The organism is Sorangium sp. So ce145, from assembly GCF_051525985.1.
GTDB classification, from domain to species: Bacteria; Myxococcota_A; Polyangia; order Polyangiales; family Polyangiaceae; genus Sorangium; species Sorangium cellulosum_B.
Map to the genome: position 1 here is coordinate 11,959,515 of NZ_CP150315.1, position 15,452 is coordinate 11,974,966.

General features: G+C 72.0%; 16 protein-coding genes and 1 pseudogene. 12 read left to right on the forward strand and 5 right to left on the reverse strand.

Translation table 11 applies throughout. From position 1 onward, the window contains the following. The first annotated feature begins 133 nt into the window (after positions 1–133). The 4 genes and pseudogenes from WMF34_RS44430 (at position 134) to WMF34_RS44445 (ending at position 3,211) form a co-directional block, all read left to right on the forward strand. A pseudogene (locus tag WMF34_RS44430) lies at positions 134–365 on the forward strand (TIGR04563 family protein). A 42-nt stretch (positions 366–407) separates the two neighbouring features. Beyond that, positions 408–1,472: an alpha/beta fold hydrolase gene (locus WMF34_RS44435; RefSeq protein WP_012241297.1), complete on the forward strand. Its 1,065-nt coding sequence runs from the start codon at positions 408–410 to the stop codon at positions 1,470–1,472. Further along, positions 1,469–2,677 carry a hypothetical protein gene (locus WMF34_RS44440; protein ID WP_437991613.1) on the forward strand — a complete coding sequence of 403 codons (1,209 nt, stop codon included), beginning with the start codon at positions 1,469–1,471 and terminating at the stop codon, positions 2,675–2,677. The genes WMF34_RS44435 and WMF34_RS44440 overlap by 4 nt, the downstream gene beginning before the upstream one ends. A gap of 90 nt (positions 2,678–2,767) precedes the next feature. Further along, entirely contained in the window at positions 2,768–3,211 is a 444-nt protein-coding gene (locus WMF34_RS44445) for a YbjN domain-containing protein (protein ID WP_437991614.1), read from the forward strand. Between the two features lie 42 nt (positions 3,212–3,253). Here the strand turns inward: WMF34_RS44445 and WMF34_RS44450 are convergent, their stop codons facing one another. Continuing rightward, positions 3,254–4,540: a formylglycine-generating enzyme family protein gene (locus tag WMF34_RS44450; RefSeq protein ID WP_437991615.1), complete on the reverse strand. Its 1,287-nt coding sequence runs from the start codon at positions 4,538–4,540 to the stop codon at positions 3,254–3,256. 86 nt (positions 4,541–4,626) lie between these two features. Here WMF34_RS44450 and WMF34_RS44455 point away from each other — a divergent pair, with 86 nt between their 5' ends. From WMF34_RS44455 to WMF34_RS44470, 4 genes are all read left to right on the forward strand, one after another. Further along, entirely contained in the window at positions 4,627–4,890 is a 264-nt protein-coding gene (locus tag WMF34_RS44455) for a hypothetical protein (RefSeq protein WP_437991616.1), read from the forward strand. A gap of 10 nt (positions 4,891–4,900) precedes the next feature. Beyond that, a complete protein-coding gene (locus WMF34_RS44460; RefSeq protein ID WP_437994707.1) occupies positions 4,901–5,863 on the forward strand; it encodes a prepilin peptidase in 963 nt (320 codons plus the stop codon). Next, positions 5,860–6,219 (forward strand): YXWGXW repeat-containing protein, encoded by a 360-nt coding sequence (locus tag WMF34_RS44465; RefSeq protein ID WP_012241303.1) that lies wholly within the window; start codon positions 5,860–5,862, stop codon positions 6,217–6,219. The genes WMF34_RS44460 and WMF34_RS44465 overlap by 4 nt, the downstream gene beginning before the upstream one ends. A 117-nt stretch (positions 6,220–6,336) precedes the next feature. Then, complete coding sequence (locus WMF34_RS44470) at positions 6,337–7,032, forward strand: hypothetical protein (RefSeq protein ID WP_012241304.1); 696 nt, start codon at positions 6,337–6,339, stop codon at positions 7,030–7,032. Between the two features lie 23 nt (positions 7,033–7,055). Here WMF34_RS44470 and WMF34_RS44475 read toward each other — a convergent pair whose 3' ends face one another. Then, entirely contained in the window at positions 7,056–9,026 is a 1,971-nt protein-coding gene (locus tag WMF34_RS44475) for a serine/threonine protein kinase (RefSeq protein ID WP_012241305.1), read from the reverse strand. A gap of 179 nt (positions 9,027–9,205) precedes the next feature. Between WMF34_RS44475 and WMF34_RS44480 the strand changes: the two genes are divergently transcribed. From WMF34_RS44480 to WMF34_RS44495, 4 genes are all read left to right on the forward strand, one after another. Continuing rightward, a complete protein-coding gene (locus WMF34_RS44480) occupies positions 9,206–11,011 on the forward strand; it encodes an AMP-dependent synthetase/ligase (RefSeq protein WP_437991617.1) in 1,806 nt (601 codons plus the stop codon). A 3-nt stretch (positions 11,012–11,014) separates the two neighbouring features. Further along, positions 11,015–11,728, forward strand: a complete 714-nt coding sequence (locus tag WMF34_RS44485; protein ID WP_437991618.1) for an HAD family hydrolase — start codon at positions 11,015–11,017, stop codon at positions 11,726–11,728. A 299-nt stretch (positions 11,729–12,027) separates the two neighbouring features. After that, complete coding sequence (locus tag WMF34_RS44490; RefSeq protein ID WP_012241308.1) at positions 12,028–12,237, forward strand: hypothetical protein; 210 nt, start codon at positions 12,028–12,030, stop codon at positions 12,235–12,237. Between the two features lie 10 nt (positions 12,238–12,247). Then, positions 12,248–12,559 (forward strand): hypothetical protein, encoded by a 312-nt coding sequence (locus WMF34_RS44495; protein ID WP_012241309.1) that lies wholly within the window; start codon positions 12,248–12,250, stop codon positions 12,557–12,559. A 224-nt stretch (positions 12,560–12,783) separates the two neighbouring features. Here WMF34_RS44495 and WMF34_RS44500 read toward each other — a convergent pair whose 3' ends face one another. The 3 genes from WMF34_RS44500 to WMF34_RS44510 form a co-directional block, all read right to left on the reverse strand. Further along, the gene (locus tag WMF34_RS44500) at positions 12,784–13,194 is read right to left on the reverse strand and encodes a hypothetical protein (protein WP_231864571.1); all 411 of its coding nucleotides are present in this window, start codon (positions 13,192–13,194) and stop codon (positions 12,784–12,786) included. A 293-nt stretch (positions 13,195–13,487) separates the two neighbouring features. Continuing rightward, positions 13,488–13,805 (reverse strand): YtxH domain-containing protein, encoded by a 318-nt coding sequence (locus WMF34_RS44505; RefSeq protein WP_012241311.1) that lies wholly within the window; start codon positions 13,803–13,805, stop codon positions 13,488–13,490. A gap of 190 nt (positions 13,806–13,995) precedes the next feature. Continuing rightward, the gene (locus WMF34_RS44510) at positions 13,996–15,123 is read right to left on the reverse strand and encodes a hypothetical protein (protein WP_437991619.1); all 1,128 of its coding nucleotides are present in this window, start codon (positions 15,121–15,123) and stop codon (positions 13,996–13,998) included. Positions 15,124–15,452: the final 329 nt, after the last annotated feature.

A 15,452-nucleotide genomic window follows, 5' to 3' on the forward strand; every position in this document is an offset into this window, starting at 1 on the left:
GCAGAGCGCCTATCGCGGTAATACACACATGGTGGCCGCAATCGGCAGCATGGAAAAACGAATGCTTTCCACGGAAGTGCACCGTACGCTAAGGTGCTCTTCTGTGGCGGATCGGGAGGAGCCCCAAGAGCGTATGACCGACAAGGACACGCTGGCGAAAAACAACGAAGCCTCGAAGACGGACAAGCGGAAGCAGAGCCTCTACTTTCCGGAGTCGATGCTGCAGGAAATCAAGGAGGAAGCGGCGCGGCGCGGCTCGATCGCTTTCTTGGGTTGTGCAGCGCGCGTGGAAGCTGGCGCGGATAGACATCAAAAAGCTTCCGAGTGTCAATGACGTGGCTGACGACGAGGACAGCGGCGACTAACATCGCCGCGAGCCTCGCGTAAGCCGCGTCGCTCGGGGATCGATGGGTCGAGAGCTTTTCGCCGCCGGGAAGGACGGTACGCGGATTTACGTCCGCTACCGGGAAGGTCCCGGCGGCAGCGGAAGCTTGGCCAGCGGGGTCGGGGCGGGCTCGGGACGCCTCACCGCGGTGCTCTGCGACGGCATCGCGTGCGACGGCTTCATCTGGAAGTACCTGTGGGACGACCTGGCCCGTACGGTCAACGTCGCCCACTGGAACTATCGCGGCCACGGTCGCAGCAGCTTGCCTGGTGATCCGCAGGCGGTCGAGCTGCGCGATCACGCCAGCGATCTGGCTGCAGTGCGCGCGTCGATCGGCGACGGCCCTGTTGTGCTCTTCGGGCACTCGATGGGCTGCCAGGTCGTCCTGGAGCACCTGCGGACCCACCGCGAGGGGGTGCGCGGGCTCGTGCTGATCTGCGGCTCGTCCGGCAGGATCACGCACCATTTCAAGGGCACGGACGTGCTCGCGCAGCTCCTGCCGCGGCTGATCGAGCAGGTCGACGCGTACCCGCACATCGCGCGCGCGATCTGGAGCCGCGTGCCCGCGCCGATGGCGCTGCGGATCGCGCTGCTCACGCGGGAGGTCGACGCGAGCGCGGTCACGCCGGCGGATCTGCTGCCGTACATGCGGCACATGGTCGACATCGATTTCTCGATGTTCCTCCACATGCTGCGCAGCGCCGGCGAGCACTCGACGCTCGATCTGCTCCCGCAGATCGACGTGCCCGCGCTCGTGATCGCGGGCGATCGCGACACGTTCACCCCGCCTCGGCTCGCGGAGGAGATGGCGGCGGCGCTGCCGCGCGGAGAGCTGATGATGGTGAGCGGCGGCACGCACGTCGTCCCGCTGGAGCGCAAGAAGATGGTCATCGAGCGCGTGGAGCAGTTCCTCCTGGAGCGCGTCATCGGCGGCGCGTCGCTCGGGGCGAGCGCGCGGGCGTCAGGCTCGCAGGCTGCGACGGATGACGGGCGCTCGCGGTCGCTGGCCGAGGAGGCGTCGCCGCAGCGTCTCGCCGAGGGCGGGTCCTCGCCGGACCATCCGCGCGGGCTCGCGAAAGACGGATGAGCCGGTGCGCGCGCGACCTGCGCGCACCCGGATCGGCGCGCGGATCGCTGCGGCGCCTCGGCGGCGCGGGGGCGCCGCGCATGCTCGCCGCGGCGGCGCTGCTCGCGGCCTCGTGCGCGCGACCGCCGTCCGAGCGCAGCGACGGGTCCGTCGGCGCGATCGCTGCGCTCGTCGACGAGGAGAGCGCGCCTGCGATCGGCGCGCCCACGGCGCTCTCGCCGGCCGACGCGCGCCCGGCAGCCGATGCGCGCCCGGCAGCCGATGCGCGCCCGCCGGCCGAGCAGCGCCCGCCTCCCGCGTCGAGCGCCTGGACCGCGGGGGAAGCGCGCGTCGCGCGCGCCCTCCAGCGCTCTCCCCTGCGCGCGCTGCGGCTCACGGGCAAGCTGGCGGACGGCCGGTTCGAGGCGACGCTCTCGCTGAGCGCGCCCGCGGAAGGAGCGGCCCCGCGCGAGGTGAAGGTGAAGCTCGCGCCGGCGCAGAAGAAGGCCCCGCTCGCGTTCCGGCGCCCGCTCGCGTTCTACCGCATGGCGCGGGCGCTCGGCGCGCATGTCGTGCCCGCGGCAGCGGCGCGACGCATCGGCATCGGCGAGCTCGCGGCGCTCATCGGCCGAGAGCCGAACGCACGCAAGCTGCTGCGTCGCCTCGCCGTCATGAACGACGGGACGGTCGACGCGCTGGTCCTCGCGCCCGCTCCCGGTCCGCCCGGCCCGCGCTGGCTCTCGCCTCGCCGGCGGTCCGTACGCTTCGACGACGCGCCCGAGCTCGACGTGTGGGCGCGCTGGGCTCGGTCGCCGTCGCCCGTGCGCGGCGAGCGCACGGTCATCCTCCGCGACTACCTGGAGGTGCTGGTGCTCGATTACCTGGCGGGCAACGGGCTCCGGAAGGAGATCGTCATCGACGTGCACGCGGGAGCGCTCAGCCTGGAGGCCAACGCGAGCGCCTTCCCGCTGCACGTGAAGGCGCACGAGCTCGATCGGCAGCTCGAGCGCCTCGTGGAAGCGGCGCGGTTCCCCCGGGCCCTCCGCGATGCGCTCGCGCGCTTCGGCCCCGAGGAGGCCGCCGCGGCGCTGCGCCCCGGCGGCATCGAGGAGGAGCTGGTGCCGCCGCGCGCGCTCGTCGAGCTCGAGGAGCGGAGGCAAGCGCTGCTCAGCCTGATCGCGGCGAAGCTCGCCGACCGGGGAGAGGACGCCGTCCTCAGCCTCTAGCGCCCCTCGCCTCCGTCGCTCCCCCCTGCGAGGGGGCTCCCAGCGCGCCGCATCTTGATCTCCGGCGGCGGCAGGGCGATCACGTCACACGTGATCGACGTGGCGACCCTGCAGCGCTGGACGGAGGAGATCGGCTACAGCGCCGAGCTGACGAAGCCGTCGACCCTGCGCATCCGTCCGCGCGAGGAAGGGGTCGTCGAGCTCCCTCCGTTCTACGTCCAGTGCACCGAGAACTGGGTCGTGCTCTCGATGTTCGGCGTGCTCGATCTGCTCGACGCGCAAGGCGACGCCGGCGCTGCGACGCCGACCCTCGCCGAGGACACCGGCCACGTGCTCGGCTTGCTCCGTCATCTGCTCGAGGCCAACCGCGACATGCGCGTCGCCAAGTTCGCCCTCGATGATCGGAACGAGATCCTGCTGTGCGCCGAGCTGCCCACCGAGTCGCTCGACCGCTCGGAGTTCGTCGACGCGGTCGAGCGGATCATCGAATACGGCACGACCTACCAGCAGACCCTGCTCGGCGCCGACACCTGAGGCGCCGGGGCGCGCCGGTGTCCGGTCCGCGCCGCGGCGGGGTCACTTCTGCGTGATCACCACGCGGTTGTCGTCCCGGTAGGTGATGTTGCCGGACTCGCCGCGGCAGTCCCAGCAGGTCGCCCACGCGAGCCGTCGCCGCACGTAGCCGTTGAACCCGAGCGCGAGCGGCCCCGGGTCGTCCTTGAGCAGCAGCGACGACGCGATGCGGTAGCGATCTCCAGGGAGCTTCAGGAACGCGACGATGAACGCGTCGTCGTCGGCCTTTCCCGTCACGACGAGCACCTCCTCGCCCGGGACCGGGTTCCAGAGCAGCGGAGACGTCGTGAGCGTGGTGTTCGGGGGCGGGCTCGCCGCGGGCTGGCTCGCCGGAGCGCCGCTCGGCGCGAGCCGCGTCCGGCCCCGGTTGAGCACGGCGTTCGCGTCGTCGGGCTCCTTGAAGAAGGAGATCTGCCCGCCGAGGTCGCGCAGCTGCGGCACGGACGCGAGCAGCTCTGCGACCTGCTGCGGCCCGATCTCCGCGCGCCGGAACGTCTGCTGCCACTGCGGCGACGGGATCGACGCCGCGTTCGGCGCGCCGTGGCAGCACCGGAAGCCGATGTCGTCGCCCGACACCGCCGGATCGACCGCCGCGCGGCGCGCGCACCGATGATCCACGGCGCTCGCGCTCGCCGTGGCCCCGCGCACGGCGGCGGCCTTGGGCTGGAGGTTCTCGATCGGCGCGATGTCGCTCGCGGTCCACTCGCGCAGCGCGGCGCCCATCCCGACGACGCCGAACCCGGATGCGCACGACGCGGGCGCCTTGGCGCACGCCGGGTCCCACGCCGCGCCGCCCGCGTAGGGCGTCCCCTCGGGGCCCTTGCACGCGCGCTCCCACTCGAGCTCGGTGCACAGCCTCCCGCCGGCCTGCTGGCAGAGCTCCGAGGCGCGCGCCCGCGTCACCCCGGTGAGCGGAGCCTGCGCGGGATCGTTCGGGTACAGGTGGCGATCGACGGTGAAGCCGCCCAGCTCGACGTCGAGCAGCGCCGGCTCGAGCGTCGGATCGCGCCCCTTGTCCCCGGGCGTGCTGCCCGCGACGAGCTTTCCAGCGGGGATCTCGATCCGCGCGGGCCCGGCCGCCGCGGCGCCGGCCCGCGGCGTCGCGCGCGCGGCGGGCGACTCGTTCTCGGCCGCCTCGAGCACCTTCCCCTGGGGCGCGGGCGCCTGCGGGGCGCCTCCGTCCGCGCGCTTCTCCCCGGGCTCTCGCTGCTCGGCGCGGCTGCAGCCAGCCCCTCCGGCGATGCCGGCGGCCAGCAGGATCAGGGCAACGGCAGGCGTCCTCGTCGGCACGGTTCCTCGTGAGCGCCTCGCCTTATGTCGCAGGACCCCTCGCCCGTCAAAGTGCCCGCGCTATGCTGGCCGGGATGGGGCAGGGCGTGAGCGGCGCACCGGATCCGATGGCCTCGCAGATGGCGCAGCTCCTCGCTGGCAGCGATCTCGACGAGCTGCGCGAGATCGTGAGGCGGTGGGTCGCCGAGGCGCCGACCGAGGGTGTGCGCCGTCACTACCAGGAGCTCGGCGGCCGCCTCGTCGACCTCAAGGCGGCGCTCGCCGAGAACCCCGTGCAGCCCACGATCGCGGAGCTCGAGCAGGCGCTCACGATGATGCTCCGGCTCGCCGCGTCGAGCCCGAGGACATGAGCCCCAGGTGATGCTCGCCGATTTCCCGCCGTGGTTCCTGCGCGCCTTCGGGCTCTGCTTCGGCCTGCTCTGGGGGAGCTTCCTCAACGTCGTCATCCACCGCGTCCCGCGCGAGCTCAGCGTCGTCCGTCCGGGCTCGTGCTGCCCGGCGTGCGGCGCGCCGATCCGCGCCTACGACAACATCCCCGTCCTCAGCTACCTGCTGCTGCGCGGCCGCGCTCGCTGCTGCGGGGCGCCCGTGTCGCCGCGGTATCCCCTGGTGGAGGCGGCGGGCGGCTTGCTCTCGCTCGCGATCATCGAGGTCATCATCCTCCGGCTCCCCGGGACGACGCCGGCCCTCCACGCGCTCGCCACGTACACCGCCGGCCTGGCGCTCGCGCTCGGGCTGCTCGCGGCGACGTTCATCGACCTCGAGCACATGTTCATCCCCGACTCGATCACCATCGGCGGCGCGGTGCTCGGCGTCGCGACCGCATCGCTGCGATCGATGAGCTTCGTCGACGCCCTCGTCGGCGCAGCGGTCGGCTTCGGCATCGTCTGGCTCCCGTTCGTCGTGATCTACCCGCGGATCCGCGGCGGCCGCGTCGGCATGGGCCTCGGCGACGCCAAGCTCCTCATGCTGGCGGGCGCGTGGTTCGGCTGGGGGGGCGCCCTGTTCGTGCTCGGCGCCGGCGCCGTCCAGGGATCGATCATCGCGATCGCCATGCTGATCCTGCGCGGGAGCATCGAGGAGCCCGAGGCGGTGCGCCTCGAGCGGGAGCAGATCCGCGCCGAGCTCGCGGCCATGTCCCCCGACGAGCGGGCCGCCGCCGAGGAAGAGCTGGCGCAAGATCCGCTCGCGGAGGAGCCTCGCGAAGGGTTCGGTCAGGCCCGCATGGCGTTCGGCCCGTTCCTCGCGCTCGCGACGCTGGAGTGCCTGCTCGTCGGCCGCGACGTCCTCGACGCGTACCTCTCCTGGATCGACGCAGGATGAGCGCCGCCCTGCGCCGCGCGCTCGGGATCCCGCTCGTCTCGCTCCTCGCGCTCGCGGGCTGTGGCAGCTCGCTCCCGCTGCCTCCGACCGGCCCGCACCTGCCGAGCGAGACGACGGTGGTCGTGCCGTACCCTCCGCCGCCTGCGCGGGTCGAGATCATCTCGCCGTCCGAGCGGCCGGGCGACGTGTGGATCGACGGCGAGTGGCAGTGGCGGAGCCGCCGCTGGGCGTGGCAGCAGGGACGATGGGAGCCCGTCCCGCCGGGCGCGTACTTCGCGCCTGCCACCACCGTGCGCCGCGCAGACGGATCCCTTGTGTGGTTCGCCGGCGTGTGGCACCTCCCCGGCAAGAAGTGATCGACACCGCGGCCGAGCGATGGGAATTCACCTCGTGCCGAGGTGCCCGCCGCCCTACCTGCATCGGCGAGCCAGCTCGGCGTGCCATCCCCTGCACGGATCGATGAGCCTTGCCCCATGATGCTTGCCTGGTCGTTCGCAGCGCGCACACCCGACGAAATCGCCCGACTCCTCCGCGCCCTCGGCAAGCACCGGTACGTGCGCGAGGTCGATCATCGGCTCCACTGGTCCGTCGATCACGCCCTGGCCGAGCTGCCGGAGTTCGCGCCGCACGCGTCGGCCTTCCAGGCGCGCCTCAAGAAGGAGCGCGCGCTCGAGCTCGGCTCGCGCGACCCTTCGCTGTGGCGCGAGGCGAAGACCGAGGACGTGATCGCGGCCCTCACGGCGTTCTGGACCCCGGATGACGCGGCCCTGCGCTACCGGAGCCGCCTGCTCGAGGCGCTCGCGCGGACGGGCCTCCCCGAGGCCGCGCACGCCCCCTTCGCGTCGGCCCCGAACGAGCCCCCGCACCCGGAGCTCGTGATGCTCGACTGGGAGCTCTACCCCGTCGACGAGCTCGACGCCGACCGGCACGCCGGCGCGCTGGCCGCCATGGAAGAGGCCGAGGAGGCGGTCAACGCGTCGGCGCCGATCTACAACGAAGGGCCCGTCATGGCGGCGCCGGAGCTCTGCGAGGGAGCGCCCAACGGGGTGCTCGCGGACGACTTCCTCGTGTGGTCGGACGGGCCTTACAGCTACTCCGACTACGTGTTCCGCGGCGTCGCCAAGGCGGCGAAGCTCGTCGAGCCGCCGATCGGTTACCAGGATCTGTAACGGCCGCCCGTGGGCCCCGCGCGTCAGTAGGGATCGGGCTTCGGCGGCGGGACGGTGGGATCCGCCTCGGCGGGGGGCTTGACGATCTTCGGGGTCGCCGTGGCCGCGGGGGCCGGTCCTCTCTGCGCGTGGGAGAGCGTCACCTCGAGCTCGATGTCCCGGTCGAACACGAGCATCCGTCGTTGCGTGGCGTGGCCTGGCGCGGAGACCTCGATCCGGTGCGCCGCGCCGTCCTTGATGAGCTTGCCGTCGAACGGGTTCGAGGGGAGCTCCACCCCGTCGACGAAGATCTTTGCGCTGGCGGGGCTCGCCTTGATCGAGGCGCGGAGGAGCGACGCGTCGGTCTGCTCGCGTGGCGCGCTGCTCGCGGCGGATGGCGGCGAGGGCTCCGGCGCGGGCAGCGCGCTCTCGGCCGGCGGCGGGGCCACGCGGAGGCTCTGCTGGACCGGATCGCGAAGCTTCAGGTACAGCGTCGCGGCCCCGACGAGCGCGATGACCGCTGCGAACGCGACGAGCGGCAACCGGGAGCGCCGCGGCGCCGGCGCGGGCTGAACGGCCGTGGCCGGCTCGGTCCGCACGACGGCGTGGAGCGTCGCTTGCGGGGGGCTCGATCGGTGGAGGGCGCGCGTGGGCGCCGACGGCGAAGAGCCCGTGGTCGCGCCCTCCTCCTGCGCGGGAGGATCCGAGTCGAGCGCATCGCGCCCTGGCAGCGACGGCAGCCTCGGCGCGCGGCCGGCGAGCCACGCGCCCCCCGCCTCCGCGCCGTGCTCCTGCAGCTGCTTAAGCTGGCGATCGATGATCGCCCGGATCTCGGCTCGCTCGCCGGCGAACAGCTCGCGCATGAGCGCGCCGAGCTGCTCGGCCGTCACCTGCTCTTCGAGGCGTTCCGTGTAGCGAGCGAGCTCCGTGCGGAAGGCGGCGGCCGTCGCGTAGCGCTGGTCGGGCGAGTGCGCGAGCGCCTTGCCGCAGATGCGCGCGAGCTCGACGGGCACCTCGGGGCGCGCGGACCGCAGGTCCGGGATGTCCCGCATCAGGCGCGAGATGATCTGCGGATCGGACAGCCCACGCCAGAGGCGGCGGCCGGCGAGCATCTCCCAGAGGATGACGCCGGCCGAGAAGACGTCCGCGCGCCGATCGATCTGGGAAGAGTGCGAGAACGCCTGCTCCGGCGCCATGTACGCGACCTTGCCCTTCATCGTGCCGGTCTGCGTCTCGACGAGGCGGTGCGCTGCGAGCGCGATCCCGAAATCGACGATCTTCACCTGCCCGTCGTAGGTGACGAAGATGTTGTGGGGGCTGATGTCGCGGTGAACGACGTTGAGCGGCGCCCCGTCGTAGTCGACGAGCTCGTGGGCGTAGTGGAGGCCGGCCAGCACCTCGCTGAGGATCCAGAACTGGATGGCGAACGGGATCGCCCGCGCTTGCTCTCGCGCGCGGGAGATCACCCGGCTCAGCGGCTGCCCGTCGAGGTACTCCATCGCGATGAAGTACTCGCCGTCCGCGAGGCCGACCTCGTTGGTCTGCACCACGTTGCGGTGGTTCAGGCGGGCGGCGAGGCGGGCCTCGTCGAGCAGCATGTCCCGGAACTCGGGCTCGTCGGCGATGTTGGGCCGGAGGCGCTTGATGACCTGCAGCTTGCTGAAGCCCGCCGGCCCCACCGCGACCGCCAGGTGCACGTCCGCCATGCCCCCGTGCCCGAGCGTCGCGATGAACCGGTATTTTCCGAAGCTCCGCGCGTGCCGATCCGAGGGCGACGGCGGCGCGTCAGGCGGCGCATCCCGGCCGACCGTGGTCGGCGCGTCGCGATCCGCGCGCCGCACCTGGACGGTGGGCGGGGGCTCGGGCGCGGGGACGAGCCCCTGCCTGGAGACCAGGGTCCCGCCGTCGATCGCTGCCCGCACGCGCTCCGGCGGGCCCGAGGCGGCGAGCTCGTTGCTGCGGGCGGAGTCCGCCGCCCACTCAGCTTCCTCGATCGTCCCTTTGCGCTCGCCCACCGCCGAATGGTCCTGATCCAAAGACGTGCAGTCAAGCTGACGACAGCGCGGGCCAGCAACCCCGCGGCGTCTGCTGCTACTGTGCGGGACGCCACTCCCCCAGGCGGTCCCGGACCCCGGGCGGGTGCAGTAAAATTCGCCTGTGATTGCGCACCCTTGCCCGTGAACGAGGTAGCCCGATGCCCTGTGACTCGATACCGCGGCGCCTGCTAGGCCAGGCGAAGGCGCGTCCCGAGGCTCCTGCCCACTACGTCAAGGAGGGGGGCTTCTGGAGGATGACCAGCTTCCGGGAGTACGCGGGCGAGGTGCGGCGCGCCGGCAAGGCGCTCCTCGCGCTCGGCCTCGAGCCCGGCGCCACGGTCAGCCTCCTCGGCTTCAACCGGCCCGAGTGGGTGGTGCTCCACGTGGCCTGCATGGCGATCGGAGGCGCTCCCGCGGGCATCTACACGACGTGCTCGCCCGAGGAGGTGCGCCACGTCGTGCGCCATGCGGGGTCGCAGGTGGTGCTGGTCGAGGACAGGGCCCAGCTGGAGAAGGTGCTGAGCCAGTGGGATCGGCTGCCGCGGCTCTCGTGGGTGGTGCTGATGCGGGGCGCGGAGTTCGCGGGCGATCCGCGCGATCCGCGCGATCCGCGCGATCCGCGGATCCTGGCCTGGGATGAGCTCCTCGCGCGGGGCGACCGCGTCTCGGACGAGCTGCTCGAGCAGCGGCTCGACGCGCTCGAGCCGAACGGCCTCGCGACGCTGCTCTACACCTCCGGGACGGTGGGGCCGCCGAAGGGGGTCATGCTGAGCCATGAGAACCTCACGCGCTCGGCGGACATGGGGGCGCGCCTCATCCCGTGCTCGTCCCGGGACATCGCGCTCTCCTACCTGCCTCTTTCGCACGTCGCCGAGCAGATGTTCACGATCCACATCCCGGCCTCGGTCGGCGCGGCCGTGTACTTCGCCGAGTCGATGGCGGCGCTCGCCGACAACCTCAAGGAGGTGCGGCCTACCGCCTTCTTCGGGGTCCCGCGCGTCTGGGAGAAGCTGAGGGCCGGGATCGACGCGAAGCTCTCCGGCGCGAAGGGTTTGCAGAAAATCATGCTCGATCAAGCGAGGCGCGTCGGGCTCCAGCACAGCGAGCTCCGCGCCCGAGGCGAGCCGCCGGGGCCGCTGCTCGCGCTCCAGCACCGCGCCTTCGACACGCTGGTCTACGCGAAGGTGAAGGCGGCCGTGGGGCTCGGCCGGGCGCACGCGTTCAGCAGCGGCGCGGCCCCCATCGCGAAGGAGGTCCTCGAGTTCTTCGCGTCGCTCGACGTCCTGATCACCGAGGTCTACGGCCAGTCCGAGGTGACCGGCGCGACGAGCTACAACGTCCCGGGCCGGACGAAGCTCGGCTCCGTGGGGCCGTCGGTGCCAGGCATGGACGTGAAGATCGCGGACGACGGCGAGATCCTCGTGAAGGGGCCGACCGTGTTCCTCGGCTACTACGAGGATCCAGAGGCGACCGCGCAGGCCCTGGTCGACGGCTGGCTCCACTCGGGGGATCTCGGCCGATTCGACGAGGAAGGGTTCCTCCACCTCACCGGGCGGAAGAAGGAGATCCTCATCACGGCCGGCGGAAAGAACATCTCGCCCAAGAACATCGAGGAGGCGCTCAAGCGCCACGACCTCATCGCCGAGGCAGTGGTCGTCGGCGATGGGCGCAAGTTCCTCACGGCCCTGCTCGTGCTGGCCCCCGACGCGGTGAAGCGCCTCTCGGCCGAGCGCGGGCTCGGCCGCGAGCTCTCGCACGCGTCGCCCGAGATCAGGGAGGCCGTGCAGCGGGCCGTCGACGAGGTGAACGGCGAGCTCGCGCAGGTCGAGACGATCAAGAAGTTCTCGATCCTGCCGCGCGGCTTCACCATCGAGGACGGCGAGCTGACGCCGACGCTCAAGATCAAGCGGCGCAATGTGAGCCAGAATTTTGCGCGCGAGATCGAGGCGATGTACGCCGAGTAATTCATGCGCAACGAGCCTGCTACAGCCGTCTCCTTCGACTTCGGCCAGACCCTGGTGGAGCTCGACACCGGGCTGCTCTCCGCCCGCCTCGCCGAGCGGGGCATCGCCGCGCCTCGGGAGCGGCTGGACGGGGCGGTGGACGAGGGCTGGCGCGCGTACAACGAGGCGATCCAGCGCGGGTTCGGCGGCCACCCGTGGAAGATCATGATGCGCCGCCTGCTCGAGGCGGGCGGCGTCGAGGCCAGCGCGCTCGACGCGGCGGTCGACTGGCTCTGGACGGAGCAGCCGCGGAAGAACCTCTGGCGCCGGCCGATCGCGGGGATGATCGACGTCGTGATCGAGCTCCGGCAGGCCGGCGTGCCGGTCGCGGTGCTGTCGAACTCGGAGGGCCGGCTCGAGGAGCTGATCGAAGAGCTCGGCTGGTCGGCGCACTTCGTGGCGGTGGCGGACTCGGGGCGGCTCGGGTTCGAGAAGCCGGGCAGGGAGATCTTCGCGTGGACGGCCGAGCGCCTCGGCGCGCCGCTCGCCGCGGTGGTCCACGTCGGCGATTCCTTCGCCGCCGACGTCGGCGGCGCCCTCGCGGCAGGGATGCGGGCCGTCTGGTTCAAGGGGGACCCGACGCGGGCCGCGGAGCTGTCCCAGGCCGAGCGGGTGGCGGTGTGCGACGGCGCGGAGGCGCTGCGCCGCGCGCTCCGGGCGTTCGGCATCCGCTTCTAGCCGTGCGCTGCCGCGCGCCGTCGTGCGGCCAGCGATCTCCAGGAGCCCGTCACCTGGCGAGCGCGGCCCGTCGGCGCGGCGCTCGCGCGCGAGGTCGCGAGGTCCACACGCGCGTCGCGCGCTCGCCCTTCCGTCCGTGAGCACGAACGTCCCGGAAGGCGCTCCGCCCCGCGCTCGTCGCGCGCGCTTCTCCGCTGGCTCTCCTCGTCCTGCTGCCCCGCGCCGGTGGGTCGGTCTCCGGATCGTGCAGCCGATGCACGTCGCGCGGTGGTTCGGGCATTGCTGGAGACCGGTTCACGATGATCGCCAACGATGCAGACATCGAACAAGAGTCCGGACGCCGGGAGCGGCGAGCGAACGTTCCCGCCGCCGTCCCTCGCCTCTTCGGCGAGGTCCGCCGCGCGGACGAGCGGCTCGTCTCGCTCGTGCAAGAGCGCCCTGTGGCCACGCTCCTCGCGGTGGCCGCCGTGGGCTACCTGATCGGACGGGTCGTTACACGGCTGAGTTGAGGAGGTCATCATGACGGCAGGTGAGGTCGAGGCCGAAGGGGAGCGCGACGCGCGGGAGATGGTGAACGACGCGCTCAGCCGGCTCGACGCGGCGGAGGTCAAGCGGGCGGTCTCGGCGTTCGCGCGGGACAACCCGCACGTGGCGATCGCAGCGGCGGCCGGGCTGGGGTTTCTGCTCGGCGGGGGCCTGACGCCGCGCGTGCTCAGCAGGCTCGGGTCGCTCGCGACGCGCAGCTACGTCAAGAGCGCGCTGGCCCAGGCGGTCGAGCTCGTCCTCGATGAGCAGACGCGGTCCCAGAGCCATCTCGGCGCGTCGCCCTGATCCAGCAGGCACCTGCCGCGCGTCACCGCGTCACCTTGGCTGAAGGTGGGGTCGTTTGAACCGCCAACGACGCCAAGCTCGCCAAGATTTTTGAGGTTTTCTCGGCGCCCTTCGCGGGTTGGCGGCTTCATCACGGGCGCGTCCGGCCGCGTCCGCACGTGGATCGCGGCTCGCCCGTCGCTCGTTCGCAAGATCGCTGGGCCACGCCGGGCGCAGGTCCTCCTTCAGGCCCTGCGGTTGCAGGTCTTGCGGATGCGGCGACCGCCGCTCTCGCTCAGCACCTCTTCAACGCTGCGGGAAACATCGGGCAAGCACCGCACGGAGAGCAACGCGCCGCCGCCGGCGCCGCCGTCGTCGAGACGGCGCGCCTCGTACTCGGGCAGGCGCGCGCCGAGGACGGCGCCGAGCAGTGTGCCGGCAGCGCCGGCGGCGCCCGCTCCCGCGAGGCACGCGACGATGGGCCCCGCCAGGAACGCGTCGAGCCGCGGAATGATCAGCGCGCCTCCTGCCGTGATCGCCGCGAGCGTACCGCCGACGAGCCCTCCGATCACAGCGCCCAGGGCGGCCCCTTCGGACGCCTTGCTGTGGATCGTGAGCTCGATCTCGTCCAGACGGGAGTGCTGCCTGGGTACCATGCTGATGTCCTCGGCCGCGACGCCCAGGGCGAGGAGGCGGCCAAGTGCGCCCGCGGCTTCCGTGCGACCTGGGAAGAATGCAGTGAGCGTCCGGTAATACATCATTCGACGAGTGCCCCTGTGCCGCGGTTCGCGAGGTGTCTCGTTCAATCCATCTGCTCTCGGAAAAGCATCGCTTGTGCCGCTCCGGCTGCGCAGATGTCGCTCGGCTGCTGGAGCACATCCCGGGAAATGATGGAAGGCGCCGCTCCGCGCGTGGGCGGTGCGGCGCCTTCGCGCCCCCTGGAGCTCGCTCAGCGGGCGCCGAGCTCGTTGGAGTACGAGCCGGTGCTCTCCTGGAGCTTCTCCTGGATCTGGTCCTGGGTCCGCTGCGCAGCGCCCAGGGCGCGCTCCTTGGCCCTCTCCGCGCGCTCGCGCAGCCGGCTCGTGCTGTCGCGCAGCCGGCGGCGCGCCTCGTCACCTGACGTCGGCGCGACCAGGACGCCAACCCCGACGCCCATGGCGACGCCGAGGCCGAGCCCGAGCGACAGGGGAACGATCCAATCGAGTGAGCTCCTTTTCCTGTAGGGGAACATGTCGGCCATGTAATGGACGAGATCGTCTGCCTTCATTGTGGCTCCGTCGGTTCGTATCGCGTGGGGGCGCGTAACGCGTATCCCTCAGCGTGGATTCACGTGGCTGGAACAGTGACCGGCGGGACGTGAGGCAGCGCGCATGCCAAGGGCATATTGCGCACGGAGGGGGCAGGGCAGGGGGCTGCCCCGCCCCGAGGAGCGATCGCGGCGGAGGAGCGCCGCGGCGTTACCGGCAGAAGCCGTCGATGCAGATCTTGCCTTCGCTGCAGGGCGTCTCGGGATCGCAGTCGCCGCCGAGGTTCTCGCTCGATCCGCAGACCTGGTGCTCGCCGGAGAACGTCGCCACCGTCCTGCACTCGCTCAGCGAGGGCGACTGGTTGTCGCAGGCGTTCGGGTTCGGCTGGCCGCACGAGATGTAGCAGCTGTGGTGCAGACAGATCGACCCCGGCGCGCAGACGTCCTGCGCTCCATCCTCGCCGCACACGAAGTTGCTCGACTGATTCGGGATGCAGCCGTTCTCGACCCAGACGTCGCCCTCGGGGCAGGTGGCGCCGTCGCTCCTCGGAACACAGGCGCCGTCGACGCAGACGGCGGAGGGGCCGCCGCAGTCGTCGGTGATGACGCAGGGCTGCGCAGGGCGGGAGCAGATGCCGAGGGTCGCGTCGCAACGGTAGCTGCTGGGGCAGTCCGCGTCCTCGCTGCAGGCGGGCGTGCATTTGCCCTCGACGCACTTGTCGTTGACCGGACACTGCGTCTGATCGAAGCACTGGTCCTGAGGCGCGGTGCAGATGCCGCTGACGCAGAGGTAGTCAGCGCCGAGGCGGGCGCAGTCGGCGTCGGCGCCGCACGCGGCCGGGGTCGCCGGCACGCAGGTCGCATCGTCCTCGTCGCCCTCGCAGACATAGCCGTGGATGCAGCCGAGCGGCTCGCCGCTCGGAAGGACCTGATCGCAGCTGCCGGGCTGACACGTGCCATCCGGCGCGCAGGTCTCGCCATCGGCGCAGTCGTCCGGGTTGCCGCAGTACACGACGCCGCCCGGGGCCCCGCCGCTGCCCCCCTCCCCGGAGGAGCCGCTCGCGACGCAGGCGGCGGTGTGGTCGTCGGCGATGACGCACTCGAAGCCCCGGCTACATCCCCAGGTCGTGCAGTCGCCGATGTGGCATTGGTTGTCCTCGCCACAGGTCTCGTTGATCCAGCAGTCGGCTGGCCCGTCACAGCCGCTCGGGATGCCGGGCGTGCAGTCCTCGACGACTGCATCACAGAAGGGGCTGTCGGCGTCGTCGTCGTAGATGGGGCAACCCGCGAGGAGGGGCGCCAGCACGCTCGCGAGACCCAGCAGAGTAAGTCGCTTCATTCACCGTCTCCCGAAAGCATTCGGCCGCCCGGCGTCGAGGAGCCGCGCCCTCGCGCGTGACGGTCGCGACCGGACGAGCGTAGCAAGCGACATGCCCCACACAAGCCTGGCAAGTCGCGGCGTATTTCGGCCGATCGCGCGCTCGCCGTGAAGCCGCGTTCACGTCGGCATGTGGCTCGCGCGTGGCGAGGCGAAGCGCGGCCCTGCCCCGATGTGCCGTGCCTCGCGGAGGTCACGCGGCGGCCGCCGCGACATCGGGGGGCAGGGGGGACCGCAGGGGAGGGGGGACCGCAGGGGAGGGGGAATCGCAGGGAACCGTGAACCCTGAA

Coding starts and splice junctions, on each gene's coding strand:
- WMF34_RS44440 (WP_437991613.1), top strand. CDS start 1,469: ATGAGCCGGTGCGCGCGCGACCTGCGCGCACCCGGATCGGCGCGCGGA.
- WMF34_RS44490 (WP_012241308.1), top strand. CDS start 12,028: ATGATCGCCAACGATGCAGACATCGAACAAGAGTCCGGACGCCGGGAG.
- WMF34_RS44465 (WP_012241303.1), top strand. CDS start 5,860: ATGAGCGCCGCCCTGCGCCGCGCGCTCGGGATCCCGCTCGTCTCGCTC.
- WMF34_RS44510 (WP_437991619.1), bottom strand. CDS start 15,123: ATGAAGCGACTTACTCTGCTGGGTCTCGCGAGCGTGCTGGCGCCCCTC.
- WMF34_RS44505 (WP_012241311.1), bottom strand. CDS start 13,805: ATGAAGGCAGACGATCTCGTCCATTACATGGCCGACATGTTCCCCTAC.
- WMF34_RS44500 (WP_231864571.1), bottom strand. CDS start 13,194: ATGGTACCCAGGCAGCACTCCCGTCTGGACGAGATCGAGCTCACGATC.
- WMF34_RS44470 (WP_012241304.1), top strand. CDS start 6,337: ATGATGCTTGCCTGGTCGTTCGCAGCGCGCACACCCGACGAAATCGCC.
- WMF34_RS44480 (WP_437991617.1), top strand. CDS start 9,206: ATGCCCTGTGACTCGATACCGCGGCGCCTGCTAGGCCAGGCGAAGGCG.
- WMF34_RS44460 (WP_437994707.1), top strand. CDS start 4,901: ATGCTCGCCGATTTCCCGCCGTGGTTCCTGCGCGCCTTCGGGCTCTGC.
- WMF34_RS44495 (WP_012241309.1), top strand. CDS start 12,248: ATGACGGCAGGTGAGGTCGAGGCCGAAGGGGAGCGCGACGCGCGGGAG.
- WMF34_RS44485 (WP_437991618.1), top strand. CDS start 11,015: ATGCGCAACGAGCCTGCTACAGCCGTCTCCTTCGACTTCGGCCAGACC.
- WMF34_RS44435 (WP_012241297.1), top strand. CDS start 408: ATGGGTCGAGAGCTTTTCGCCGCCGGGAAGGACGGTACGCGGATTTAC.